This window comes from Pseudoalteromonas sp. 11L1, from assembly GCF_055397545.1.
On the sequence record NZ_AP041141.1, the window covers coordinates 905,070 to 918,268 of the forward strand.

At 41.5% G+C, this 13,199-nt stretch carries 13 protein-coding genes; 9 read left to right on the top strand and 4 right to left on the bottom strand.

Annotated features, from left to right (window positions below; all coding sequences use genetic code 11):
• The first annotated feature begins 151 nt into the window (after window positions 1-151).
• Window positions 152-904 (top strand): FKBP-type peptidyl-prolyl cis-trans isomerase, encoded by a 753-nt coding sequence (gene fkpA / locus ACZ5WS_RS04165; RefSeq protein WP_464710823.1) that lies wholly within the window; start codon window positions 152-154, stop codon window positions 902-904.
• Window positions 905-963: 59 nt separating this feature from the next.
• Here the strand turns inward: fkpA and rsd are convergent, their stop codons facing one another.
• Window positions 964-1,434: a sigma D regulator gene (gene rsd, locus ACZ5WS_RS04170; protein ID WP_138608398.1), complete on the bottom strand. Its 471-nt coding sequence runs from the start codon at window positions 1,432-1,434 to the stop codon at window positions 964-966.
• Between the two features lie 503 nt (window positions 1,435-1,937).
• On the opposite strand from rsd, the gene hemE reads away from it, so the two are divergent.
• A complete protein-coding gene (gene hemE, locus ACZ5WS_RS04175; protein WP_008114207.1) occupies window positions 1,938-3,002 on the top strand; it encodes a uroporphyrinogen decarboxylase in 1,065 nt (354 codons plus the stop codon).
• Between the two features lie 69 nt (window positions 3,003-3,071).
• Here hemE and sthA read toward each other — a convergent pair whose 3' ends face one another.
• Window positions 3,072-4,502 (bottom strand): Si-specific NAD(P)(+) transhydrogenase, encoded by a 1,431-nt coding sequence (gene sthA / locus ACZ5WS_RS04180; protein WP_464710825.1) that lies wholly within the window; start codon window positions 4,500-4,502, stop codon window positions 3,072-3,074.
• Window positions 4,503-4,515: 13 nt separating this feature from the next.
• On the bottom strand, window positions 4,516-5,649 hold the full coding sequence (locus tag ACZ5WS_RS04185) for an acyl-CoA desaturase (protein WP_008114204.1): 1,134 nt from the start codon (window positions 5,647-5,649) through the stop codon (window positions 4,516-4,518).
• A 130-nt stretch (window positions 5,650-5,779) separates the two neighbouring features.
• Here ACZ5WS_RS04185 and fabR point away from each other — a divergent pair, with 130 nt between their 5' ends.
• The 6 genes from fabR (at window position 5,780) to ACZ5WS_RS04215 (ending at window position 12,211) form a co-directional block, all read left to right on the top strand.
• Window positions 5,780-6,397, top strand: coding sequence for an HTH-type transcriptional repressor FabR (gene fabR / locus ACZ5WS_RS04190; RefSeq protein ID WP_008114202.1), 618 nt, complete (start codon window positions 5,780-5,782; stop codon window positions 6,395-6,397).
• Between the two features lie 397 nt (window positions 6,398-6,794).
• A complete protein-coding gene (gene leuA, locus ACZ5WS_RS04195; protein ID WP_010392352.1) occupies window positions 6,795-8,348 on the top strand; it encodes a 2-isopropylmalate synthase in 1,554 nt (517 codons plus the stop codon).
• Window positions 8,345-9,421 carry a 3-isopropylmalate dehydrogenase gene (gene leuB / locus ACZ5WS_RS04200; protein WP_055012752.1) on the top strand — a complete coding sequence of 359 codons (1,077 nt, stop codon included), beginning with the start codon at window positions 8,345-8,347 and terminating at the stop codon, window positions 9,419-9,421. The genes leuA and leuB overlap by 4 nt, the downstream gene beginning before the upstream one ends.
• 56 nt (window positions 9,422-9,477) lie before the next feature.
• The gene (leuC, locus tag ACZ5WS_RS04205) at window positions 9,478-10,878 is read left to right on the top strand and encodes a 3-isopropylmalate dehydratase large subunit (protein ID WP_464710827.1); all 1,401 of its coding nucleotides are present in this window, start codon (window positions 9,478-9,480) and stop codon (window positions 10,876-10,878) included.
• Window positions 10,878-11,477, top strand: a complete 600-nt coding sequence (gene leuD, locus ACZ5WS_RS04210; protein WP_464710829.1) for a 3-isopropylmalate dehydratase small subunit — start codon at window positions 10,878-10,880, stop codon at window positions 11,475-11,477. The genes leuC and leuD overlap by 1 nt, the downstream gene beginning before the upstream one ends.
• A gap of 137 nt (window positions 11,478-11,614) precedes the next feature.
• Entirely contained in the window at window positions 11,615-12,211 is a 597-nt protein-coding gene (locus ACZ5WS_RS04215; RefSeq protein ID WP_464710830.1) for a hypothetical protein, read from the top strand.
• A gap of 67 nt (window positions 12,212-12,278) precedes the next feature.
• Here ACZ5WS_RS04215 and ACZ5WS_RS04220 read toward each other — a convergent pair whose 3' ends face one another.
• Entirely contained in the window at window positions 12,279-12,659 is a 381-nt protein-coding gene (locus ACZ5WS_RS04220; protein WP_464710831.1) for a hypothetical protein, read from the bottom strand.
• Window positions 12,660-12,754: 95 nt separating this feature from the next.
• Here ACZ5WS_RS04220 and ACZ5WS_RS04225 point away from each other — a divergent pair, with 95 nt between their 5' ends.
• Complete coding sequence (locus ACZ5WS_RS04225; RefSeq protein ID WP_464710832.1) at window positions 12,755-13,198, top strand: tellurite resistance TerB family protein; 444 nt, start codon at window positions 12,755-12,757, stop codon at window positions 13,196-13,198.
• Window position 13,199 lies beyond the last annotated feature (1 nt).

A 13,199-nucleotide genomic window follows, 5' to 3' on the forward strand; every position in this document is an offset into this window, starting at 1 on the left:
CTAGGTTGCGAAAAACGCCTAGGTTGTTTGTCTAATCACTGGATATGTTTTTAGTTTAGCTATTAAACAAGCAGCCTACCATGTAGGCCGTTAATCTTTAACTAGTAATATTACAATAAATGACAACTGCAAAGTGTGTCGGAGATTTAAAATGAGAAAGACGATTAAATTGTCATTGATTGCAGCGTCAGTTTTAGCGCTTACAGCTTGTAATCAAGAAGCAAAAAAAGAGCAAGCAGACGTTAAACTAGATACTGTAGCGCAACAACAAGCTTACGGTATTGGGGCATCTGTAGGTAACTTTTTAAATAAAGACCTAGCGGATAAAAAAGAAATTGGTATCGAATTAGATCAAGCATTATTAATGCGTGGTTTTGAAGATGCACTTGCCGGTAATGCTAAAATTGACGAAGAAAAAATTCGTGAAGTATTAACAGCATTAGATGAGTCAGTGCGCACTAAACAAGAAGAAAAAGCAAAGGTTGAGTCTGAAAAAAGCAAAGTTGAGGGTGAAAAATACCTAGCTGAGAATGCTAACAAAGAAGGCGTAATGGTTACTGAGTCTGGTTTACAGTACGAAGTATTGAGCCAAGGCGAAGGCGCTAAGCCAGTAGCGACTGACGTGGTTAAAGTACATTATAAAGGTACTCTTTTAGACGGTACTGAATTTGATAGCTCTTATTCACGTAACGAGCCAACAACTTTCCCACTAAACCGTGTTATTCCTGGTTGGACTGAAGGCTTACAGCTTATGACTGTTGGTTCTAAGTACAAATTTACCATTCCTTCAGACCTTGCTTACGGTGACCGTGATTTAGGTAAAATTCCTGCTAATTCAACACTTATTTTTGAAGTTGAGTTATTAGAAATTCAAAATGATGCAGAAGCTGCCGCTGCAGAATAAGTATTTATATAAAACAAAAAAGGGACCTAGGTCCCTTTTTTATTGCACTGAAAAACTGATTAATCTGCGTGATTAGAATATAAGTTATCAATTAACTCATCTTCAAGTGCAAAGCGCGCTTCCAGTGCTTCACCCATTACCGATAGGTCATTATCAAATCCTACTAATAAATCTTCAGCGTCTACTTCAGCGTATTTATCGTTAAAATCCAGAGCAATGTCTGTGGTATCTGAAATACGTGGGTATATAGTATTTGCCAGTTGTTGGCTTTCTAGGCCTTTCTTTTCGCAAGCTTTAGCAATATCGTCGTACACTTCAAAGTGCCCAGCCGATAGGTAATCCATCAATATTTGGCAAAAAGCTTGAATTTGAGACGGTTCAGGCAAAGACTGATCTTTTTTCTCGTAAGGTGAAAAGCCTGCAATTTTACAATAAAGCACAATCAGCTCTTGGCGTTCGTTTAACCAATTGTCGATGACCGTATGGCTACCCCCCCACTTTTGTTGAGCTTTTTCTACACGCTTCAGCATAATTCTTCTCCTAAGCTGGGTTGGATTTTAAATTGGTAATAAAGTTTCTATCATCCAAGATATATTTAATTGGCGTGTATATCAACAAGTAAAATAGATGTAGTACCACAGAGGGTTTTGTTTACGGATATAAGTTGTAAGTATTTATTGCAGGAAAGAAAAAACCACCTGTTACGGTGGTTTAATTTCTTTACTAGACTTGTTTAAACAAGCATTCTTATTTTTATTAGAGATTTTTATTATTTTTATATTAACGATTATTGTTATTGTTATGTTAACGCGGAATAACAATATCAAGCTTTTATAAATGTTGCAAATAGTTTAATGAAAAGTTTTTACTATTAACGTTTGCTTGGTTGTTTTGTGTACAAAACGAAATGAAAACAAAAAATTACTTGATCTGGCGCTACTCTGTGGCGATTTAATCGCTTAGCGATAGAGGGGGGGCAAATATGGTGGTACAATCTTGCACAATTTCTAAAAGCCCTAGGACTCTATACGCTATGAGCGAATTAAAAAACGACCGTTATTTACGTGCCCTTGCCAAGCAACCTGTTGATGTCACGCCAGTATGGATGATGCGTCAAGCAGGGCGTTATTTACCTGAATACCGTGCTACACGTGCACAAGCGGGCGATTTTATGAGCCTGTGTAGAAATGCTGAGTTAGCCTGTGAAGTAACATTACAGCCTCTGCGCCGTTACCCATTAGATGCCGCTATTTTATTTAGTGATATTTTAACTATTCCAGATGCAATGGGATTAGGCTTGTACTTTGAAACAGGTGAAGGCCCTAAGTTTGAACGCCCAATTTCATCATTAGCCGATGTTAAAAAAATTCCTAAACTTGATCCTACCGATGAGCTTGGCTATGTAATGAATGCTGTAAGCACTATTCGTCGTGAGCTTAAAGGTGAAGTGCCATTAATTGGTTTCTCGGGTTCACCTTGGACACTTGCAACTTATATGGTTGAAGGCGGAAGTAGTAAGGTTTTTGGTAAAATCAAAAAAATGGCGTTTGCTGAGCCACAAACACTGCATTTACTACTTGATAAGCTAGCTGATTCAGTTATTGATTACTTAAACGCGCAAGTTAAAGCGGGTGCACAATCACTGATGATATTTGACTCATGGGGCGGTGTATTGAGCCCGCGTGACTACAATGAGTTTTCACTGCAGTATATGCATAAAATCGTTGATGGTTTAATTCGCGAAAATGATGGCCGTAAAGTACCGGTTACCTTGTTCACTAAAAATGGTGGCCAATGGATTGAGGCAATTGCAGCAACAGGTTGTGATGCAGTAGGCCTAGATTGGACTATTAATATTGGTGATGCAAAACGTCGTGTTGGCGATAAAGTGGCGCTACAAGGCAATATGGACCCTTCAATGCTACACGGCACGCCAGATCGTATTCGCCAAGAAGTGGGTACGATTTTAGAAGACTTTGGCACTGGCAATGGTCATGTATTTAACTTAGGGCATGGTATTACACCAGATGTTGACCCAGAAAATGCGGGTGTATTTATTAACGCTGTGCATGAGCTAAGTGCGCAATATCATAAGTAAGTTATGAACTAACAATAAAAAGCCCGCTAATTAGCGGGCTTTTTTGTGCAAACTATTTTACTTAAGCACTTATTTAAACAAGCGGTTTAAGCCATTTAATGCCGCAACTCGATAAGCTTCTGCCATTGTTGGGTAGTTAAACGTAGTATTTACAAAGTAGTCGATGGTATTGCCACCATTTTTTTGTTCCATTATAGCTTGGCCAATGTGAACAATCTCAGAGGCACGCTCACCAAAGCAATGCACCCCAAGTACTTCCTTGGTTTCTGTATGGAACAATATTTTTAAACTACCCACATCGGTACCTGCAATTTGTGCACGTGCTAAGTGTTTAAATTGCGCACGTCCCACTTCGTACGGTACTTTTGCGGCAGTTAATTGCTGCTCTGTTTTACCTACTGAACTCATTTCAGGAATAGTATAAATACCGGCTGGGATATCAATAATCAGCTTTTCATCGCAGTTACCACAAGCGATGGCATCTGCTGCAATTCGACCTTGGTCAAAGGCAGCACTAGCAAGGCTTGGGTAGCCAATAACATCGCCTACCGCATATACGTTGTCTATTTCTGTTTGGTAGGTTTCGTTTACTTTTACTTGTCCGCGGCTATCTGCTTTTAAGCCAATTGCTTCTAAATTCAATGTATCAGTATTACCAGTACGGCCATTGGCAAATAAAATACAGTCAGCCTTTACACGTTTACCCGATTTTAAATGCATAACAACACAGTCATCGCGGGTTTCAATGCGATCAAATTCTTCGTTATGACGAATAACAATGCCACTATTCCAAAAGTGATAGCTAAGCGCATCAGATATTTCAGCATCCATAAACGCAAGTAGGCGATCGCGAGTATTTACTAAATCAACCTTTGCACCTAGCCCTTTGAAGATAGATGCGTATTCACAACCAATTACACCCGCGCCGTATATAAGTACGCGATGCGGGTCGTGTTCAAGGCCTAAAATTGTGTCACTTTCATAAATACGCGAATGGGTGAAATCAACACCTGGTGGGCGATATGGTCGTGAGCCGGTAGCAATAACAATAGTTTGTGCAGTTAGGCGTTCAGTTGAACCGTCATTACGTCTAATTTCAATAGTGTGCTTATCAACAAAGCTAGCATCGCCTTGAAACATATGAATGCGATTACGATCGTAAAAGCTGCTGCGTAAGTTTGATTGCTTTGAAATTACCGAACTGGCATGGCGCAAAATATCAGGAAAAGTAAGTCTTACTGGGCGCTCGCCTACGTTAAACAAAGGGTTTGCTTTGTATTCAATGTAGCGACTAACCGAATGACGAAGTGCCTTTGAAGGAATGGTTCCCCAGTGAACACAACCACCACCAACAGCAGTTTGACGTTCAATAACCGCTACTTTTTTGTTGCTTTTAGAGAGGTTCATAGCGGTCCCTTCACCGCCAGGACCCGTGCCAATAATGATTGCATCATATTGGTAGCTCACGGATACCTTATTCTTTTCTGGTTGTTTGGCCACAGCCACTCCTATTTTAACTAAAAGAGGCTTTTAATAACCTCGCATTAAGTGCTAGCCATGCCTGCTTTTGTGTTTCCCAGGCGGCTTCAAGCTCGTGATATTGTGCCATTAATGCCGACTTTTCACACTGCTTTGCCATATTATTTTTTTTAGCTTCCAACACTTGTTTTTGTAATGAGCAATAATTTTGCAGCTTTTTAAGCAACAAATCGTACTCTTGTTGTAATAATGTAAGCTTATCTTGCGCTAAAGGCAATTTTGCAAGACGACCTTGTGTTTTACTCATTAAGGTTTCTGCTTTAGCTTTTTCAATGCGCTCAACCGGTGTGCGCTTTAATTTACTCGCTAAACCAATGGCTGCGAGTGAGCGGATCATCCATTTTGTTGGGTCGTAATGAAACCATTTAATGCCATTGCGGTAATCGCTGGCAAAAATATGATGGAAGTTATGATAACCCTCACCGTAGGTAAACAGTGCTAAAAAGCCATTGTCTCTCGCGGTATTTTTTTCAGTGTAAGGACGTGAACCCCAAATATGTGCTACTGAGTTAATAAAAAAGGTAAAGTGCTGACTCAATACTAAACGCAATAAGCCTGCTAACAGTAACATGCCCCATACATCACCAAGCATTAAGCCGAGTACTAGCGGTAAACCAACATTCATGGCAATTACCAATTTTAAGTAATGCTTGTGCTGCCACATAACAATTTTATTTCGCTGTAAATCACGACAGTTGCTGTAATCATCGTAGCTGTCGCCTTGGTAGTCGCGAAGCATCCAGCCAATGTGACTGTACCAAAAGCCATTAGTGGCGGCATAAGGGTCTTTAACTGGGTCATCAACTTGACCATGGTGAATTCGATGATCGCTGCTCCAATGCAGCGCACTATTTTGTAGCGCAAAAGCACCACCAAGGGCAAAAATAAATTCAACCGCAGGGTGTGCGTTATAGGTTTTATGTGCCCATAAACGGTGGTAGCCCGCGGTGATCGATAATCCCGCAAAAAACATGCAAGCTACAAAAGCAACCCACTGCGTGCCTGTAAAGCCATAGTTAAACCCATACCAAGGTACAAGTGTAATAGCAGCCAAAAACGTCAGGCTAAAGAAAAGGACGTTGGTCCATATAATTGGTGGTTTTTTCATGTTTATCATTTCTCAGCGTACAACTGTAAGCTAAAATAATATTTCAATCTGCTGCCGTCAAGTATTAGACTGTACTATTAGCTATTTTTTTAATTAAAAATTTATTACAAATTCACTCAGGGAGCTGTTGATGTCGGGTGTTAGAGCACAACAGAAACAAAAAACACGACAAGCATTAATTGAAGCTGCATTTAATCAACTTAGTGCTGATCATAGCTTTTCTAATTTAAGCTTGCGTGAAGTAGCACGCGAAGCTGGTATTGCGCCTACCTCTTTTTATCGTCACTTTAAAGATATGAACGAGTTGGGCTTAACCATGGTTGATGAAGCGGGTTTAACCCTACGCCAGCTGATGCGCCAAGCACGCAGACGAATAGCCAGTGGTGGCAGTGTAATCAACACCTCTGTGGTTACTTTTATGGAGTTTATTGATAACTCAAGCAATCAGTTTAGACTTTTGTTGCGTGAACGTTCAGGTACCTCAAAAGCATTTAGAGCAGCAGTGGCGCGTGAAGTGAAACACTTTATTTTAGAGCTCGCACATTATTTAGAAAGTGAAACCCCCTGCGATGCTATTCATGCGTATATTCAGGCAGAAGCCATGGTTACTTTGGTATTTAATGCAGGCGCTGAAGCGCTTGATATTGAAGGTCAGCAACGCGATGAACTGATAGAGCGAGTTATATGGCAGTTACGTTATATTACGCGCGGCGCGTCAAATTACGTACGTGCTGAAAATAAAGAATAGATATTAAAAAAAGTTAAAATAAGCGCTGTATTTTACAGCGCTTATTAATTTAAGCCTGCTACAGGTTTAAATTGGATGTTTTATTCCGCTTACAAGTTTTATTTGAATTTTAAATCCCCAGAAAGTCCCCTTTAATTATTTGTTTGGTATTTTTATGCTTGCGCCAACTGCGTTGCAATGATAAAAATAAGCCTCATTGGACACACACACAAGAAAACAGATGCAAACTATTCGCTTAATTACACTAAACCTAAACCTCTTACTGCTGCGGCAAGTGAGCGGGGATTAGTGTGTTTGCATTGAGTTAAACATTAAAAACCCCGCAACCGCGGGGTTTTTTTTATCTCGCTGTAGGGATAAATCGAAATTTGGGTAACACAGCAATTGAGGGGCAGTTATGCAACAGCAAGATAAAGTATGGATTTTTGATACCACCTTACGTGATGGTGAGCAGGCACTAAAAGCAAGCCTAACAGAAGACGATAAAGTTCAACTGGCGCATACCATTAGCCGCTTAAATGTGGATGTAATGGAAGTGGGGTTTCCGGTATCGAGCCCAGCTGACTTTCGCTCAGTGCAACGTATTGCCACCGAGGTGAAAGGCCCTATTATTTGTGGCTTAGCTCGCTCGGTTGCCAAAGATATCGAGGCCTGTGGCGATGCGCTGCGCGCTGCACAGCAAAGTCGTATTCATACTTTTATTGCCACCAGCCCGCTTCATCTTGAACACAAGTTGCGTATGAGCCTTGATGATGCCACTGCAATGGCTGTTAAATCTATTAAATTAGCGCGTAACTATACCGATGATGTTGAGTTTTCCTGTGAAGATGCTGGGCGTACACCGCATTGGGATTTATGCAAAATTGTTGAACAAGCAATTAACGCCGGTGCATCAACAATTAATTTGCCAGATACAGTCGGTTTTGTAACTCCAGATGAATACGCAGCAATGATCCGTCATTTAATGAATAACGTGCCAAATATAGATAAAGCGCGTTTAAGTGTGCATTGCCACAACGATTTAGGTTTAGCCGTTGCCAACTCCGTGGCCGCAGTGCAAGCCGGTGCACGCCAAATTGAATGCACCATTAATGGTATAGGTGAGCGTGCGGGGAACTGTTCACTTGAAGAAGTGGCAATGATCATGAAAATGCGCAAAGACCACTTAAACGTATATACCGACATAAAAAGCGAAGAAATTTATCGCGCTTCTCGCCAGGTAGCCAAAATTTGTAATATGCCGGTACAGCCAAATAAAGCGATTGTTGGCGAAAATGCGTTTGCTCACAGCTCAGGTATTCATCAAGACGGTGTATTAAAAGCGCAAAACACTTATGAAATTATGTCACCAGAAAGTGTTGGTGTACCAAGTAATCAATTAAACATGACCTCACGCTCAGGCCGTCATGTTATAGAGCACCGCTTAGAAGAATTAGGCTATCAAAAATCAGATTACGACATGGATAGCTTATACCAAAGTTTCGTTGCGCTGGCTGACCAAAAAGGCACAGTATACGACTATGACCTAGAGGCCATGATTTACTTTAATCAAATTAACGACAAAGACGAGAAGTACCAGTTAGAGTTTGTTAACTCTGCGTCTAATTCACAATCGGTGGCCAGCTCAACCATAGGCTTGCTGATTGATGGCGAAGCAAAACAAGAAGCGGCCACAGGTAATGGCCCTGTTGAAGCTTCGTTTGCTGCTATTGAGCGCTTAACAGGTATGAGCGTTGAAATGATTGAATACAATTTAGAGGCAACCGGCCAAGGCGCCAGCTCATTAGGGCAAGTGAATATTATTGCTAAATATGATGGTCGTCCCTATCACGGTGCTGGTATTGCGGCCGATGTGGTCGAAGCCTCTGTTCGAGCTATGGTTCGGGTTTATAACTTAATTTATCGAGCACAAAAAGTGTCTGATTTAAAACAACAAAGGAAAGCAGGATGAGTAAAACACATTACAGCGTTGCCGTATTAGCAGGCGACGGTATTGGCCCAGAAGTTATGGCAGCTGCAGAGCAAGTACTTGACGCAGTCAGTGATAAATTTGGTTTTACTCTGAACCGTGAGCATCACGCGATTGGCGGCGCAGCCATTGATGAATTTGGTAAAGCACTTCCTGATACAACTTTAAAAGCCTGTGAAAACGCCGATGCTATTTTATTTGGTTCAGTGGGCGGTCCTAAGTGGGAAAACTTGCCACCGAATGAGCAGCCAGAGCGCGCGTCATTGTTACCACTACGCAAACATTTTGGTTTGTTTTGTAACTTACGCCCAGCTCAATTGTTACCCGCATTGAGCGCTGCATCACCACTTCGTGCTGATATTAGCGAAAAAGGCTTTGATATTTTGTGTGTGCGTGAGCTAACCGGCGGTATTTATTTTGGTGAAAAAGGTCGCAGTGGCGAAGGTGCTGAAGAAGCGGCATTTGACACCCAAACATACTCGCGTAAAGAAATTGAGCGTATTGCACGTTTTGCTTTTGAGGCCGCTAAATTGCGCAGCAATCATGTAACCTCGGTTGATAAAGCCAATGTTTTAGCATCGAGTGTACTTTGGCGTGAAGTAGTCACCGAAGTGAGTAAAGAGTTTCCTGAGGTGAGCTTAGATTATATTTATGTAGATAATGCAGCGATGCAGCTAGTTAAACAGCCTAGCCAGTTTGATGTATTACTGTGCGATAACTTATTTGGCGACATTTTATCTGACGAATGCGCGATGATCACCGGCTCAATGGGGCTATTACCTTCGGCTAGCTTAAATCAATCAGGCTTTGGCTTGTATGAACCCGCGGGTGGCTCAGCGCCCGATATCGCCGGAAAAGGGGTTGCTAACCCTATTGCACAAATTTTAAGTGCCGCATTAATGTTACGTTATTCGTTAGGACAAGATGAAGCGGCTCGCACCATTGAAAAAGCAGTTGCAGAGGCGGTTGAAGCAGGTGTGGGGACACCTGATATTTATCCGCAGGGCGGCTATACCACCACCGATGTTGCAGCGGCTATTGTTTCACGCATTTAACTATTAAAGCCACAGCACCGTTAGGCTGTGGCTCAATCAGATCAGGGAGTTAGCAAGTGGCTCAAACTTTATACAATAAAATTTGGCAAGCACATACGGTTGCCAGCATCAACGAGCAAACCGATTTACTTTATATTGACCGTCATTTAGTTCATGAAGTGACGTCACCACAAGCATTTGCAGGTTTACGTGAAAAAAATCGTAAAGTGCGCTGTCCAGAAAAAACCATTGCTACCATGGATCATAATGTTTCAACTAAAAGCCGTTCATTAGATGCAGCCAGCGAAGTCTCTAAAAATCAACTAATGGCACTGGATGTAAACTGCAAAGAATTTGGCATTTTGCTGTACGACCTAAATTCAGTAAATCAAGGTATTGTGCATGTGATTGGCCCAGAGCAAGGGATCACCTTACCAGGTACAACCATCGTATGTGGCGATAGTCATACCTCAACCCATGGCGCGTTTGGAGCGCTTGCCCATGGTATTGGAACCTCAGAAGTTGAGCACGTATTAGCTACGCAAACGCTACAGCAAAAAAAGGCTAAGTCGTTAAAAATTCAAATTAACGGTGTGTTACGCCCAACAGTAACTGCTAAAGATTTAATTATGGCGGTTATAGGTAAACTAGGCACTGCTGGTGGTACGGGTTATGTGGCTGAATTTTGTGGTGAAGGCATTGAAGCGCTATCAATGGAAGCGCGCATGACGTTGTGTAATATGAGTATTGAAATGGGTGCCAAGGCCGGTTTAATTGCCCCAGACAAGGTAACGTATGACTACTTAAAAGGGCGCCCGTTTGCACCAAAAGGCGCTGATTTTGACGCTGCAGTTGCCTACTGGGAAACCTTAAAAACTGATGATGGCGCAACCTTTGACTTAGAGGTAGAACTAGATGCCGCTAATATTCAACCACAGATCACCTGGGGGACTAACCCAGAGCAAGTGATTGGCGTTGACGAATGTATTCCAGATCCAGACAAAGAAACTGATTTAATTAAAGCTGATGCCATCCGTAGCGCGCTTAAATACATGGGTTTAAAAGCGGGCGATAAGTTATCAACTGCCAAAGTAGACACAGTATTTATTGGCTCATGCACCAACAGCCGCATTGAAGATCTTCGTGCCGCTGCAAAAATTGTTGAAGGCAAGCAAGTGGTTGCTGGCATTGAAGCATTAATTGTTCCAGGCTCAGGCTTGGTTAAACAACAAGCAGAAGATGAAGGCCTTGCCGATATTTTTAAAGCTGCAGGGTTTGAGTGGCGCGAGCCGGGTTGTTCGATGTGTTTAGCTATGAACGATGACCGTTTAGGCGCAGGTAAACGCTGTGCATCTACATCTAACCGTAATTTTGAAGGACGCCAAGGGCGAGGCGGGCGTACACACTTAGTGAGCCCAGCAATGGCGGCAGCGGCAGCAATACATGGCCACTTTGTTGATATTAGAGGAGAAGCCTAATGAGCATCTATTTTAGTGGCTTAATGGCCCCACTTGATAAAAACAACGTCGATACCGACCAAATTATTCCTAAGCAGTTTTTAACCTCAACCAGCCGTGATGGTTTTGATGCAGCACTGTTTTACGATTGGCGTTATTTAGATAATGGCGAGCCAAACCCTGAATTTATTTTAAACCGTCCTTGTTACCAAGGCGCGCAAATATTATTAACCCGCGATAATTTTGGCTGTGGCTCATCACGCGAGCACGCACCATGGGCATTAAAGCAATATGGGTTTGAAGTGATTTTAGCTGAAAGCTTTGCTGATATTTTCTTTAATAACTGTGGTAACAATCAAATGCTTGCTATTGCATTGCCAGCGCAAACGCTGGAAGAGTTATTTGTGTTAAGTGAGCAGCACGACGATATTCACATTGATGTGGATCTTGAAAACCAAGTGCTTACCAGCAATAAGTTTGCGCCAATTCGCTTTGATATTCGCAAAGACGTGAAAGAGCGTTTATTAAGTGGCTTAGATTTTATTGGTGTAACCGAAACCCTCAATCCGCAAATTGATGCGTTTGAAGCAAAACTTGCCGCTGAGCGTCCTTGGCAGTGAATAATTTAAAAGATACTAGATAGTAAAACGCGGCATAAGCCGCGTTTTTTATTGCTGTCAGATGCTGTTCATCGTGATTACTGTCTTTGTGTTTGTTTAAACGCTAAGCTAATTTTTTACATGTTTAGGGATACATTATGAAATTATTAACAGCTGCAGCACTAATGCTTGCATCAACCGCTGCAATAGCACGCCCAGCACCTTTAGTATCAATTCCAAGCCATGATGGCTTTTTTGATAACATTGCTGCCCATTGTGGTAAAGCTTTTGAAGGTAAAGTAACGGTTGATAATGCCACAGGTCCGAGTTCATTTGCCGATAAAAAATTAGTTATGCATGTGCGTAAGTGTAATGAACGTGAGCTACAAGTGCCGTTTCATGTGGGTGATGATGCCTCACGTACGTGGATCATTACTAAAACAGGCAGTGGGTTGAGTTTAAAGCACGATCACCGCCATCAAGATGGCAGCGATGATGTGTCTACTATGTATGGTGGTCATACGCTTGATGCGGGTTTTGCCAACATGCAGTCATTCCCTGCTGATCAGTATTCAAAAGAGTTATTTGTTAGCCAAGGCATACCACAATCGGTTGGCAATACATGGCAAATGTATATTTACCCTGAAAAGTTCACTTACCGACTCATTCGCCAAGGTCGCGAATTCCGCGTTGATTTTGATTTAACTAAGCCTATCACAACACCGGCTGCACCATGGGGATATGGTGTTAACTAATCTTTTTTTATATTAAAACCACTGGCTGTTTTAACGCTCAGTGGTTTTATGGAAGCATAACGAGGTGTTATTTCTTTGAGGTTTTTTCTGCAGGCATTTCACACTGCACAAATACACTCAGTGGTGGCTGATAAGCGCGTGGTTTAGTTGGAAAACGTTCATACTCTTGCACCCCTTCGGTTACTTTTAACATAAAAGGGTTATCGCGACATAAGCGGTTAGCGTGGCGCAATAAAAACACACTTTGGTTTTTAAAATGTGGGTAGTCATCAGATTGGATCTCTAGATGATAGTTGTTAGTGTCTATTTGAGTTTGTTTGTAATGCACCTTTTCATCAAAGTCATATAGCCGCTGCATTTCAGTTTGTTCTGCCGACACATTCAAACATGCTGTTAAAAACACCCAGCTAATACTTCCATATAGATAATGATTAGCTTTTCTACTCATAAACCTTTAACTCCATCTTGATATTGGGTAGTGTGATCAGCATATCTATTACACCCGTTATTATATAAGTCTAACACCCAAAAAGGGGAAATGTGATGTTCAAGCAAATTAAACAGCTTTTTTCGAGTATTGATCAGCAAGATTATGATATTGAACAACATGATTTAAAAACAGCGGTTGCAGCGTTATTAATTGAAGTAATGCGAGCGGATAACGATTTACAGGCAGATGAACAACATACGCTAAGTCTGACATTAAAAAAATATTTTGATTTAACTGATGAAGCAGTAGATGAGTTAACCGAACAAGCAAGCTCAAGTTTAGATGATGCCATTGATTATTTTCAATTTTCTAAGCAAATTAATAATCAATGCAGTGCACAGCAACGTATTGATATAGTTGAGCTACTTTGGCGCTTGGCGTACGCGGATGGTGAACTTGATCCTCAAGAAGAGTACGTTATTCGTCGTGTTGCAAACTTGTTGTATGTTACCCATGAAGACTTTATTGCTGCAAAGCTTGCAGCAATAAAGTTATAGC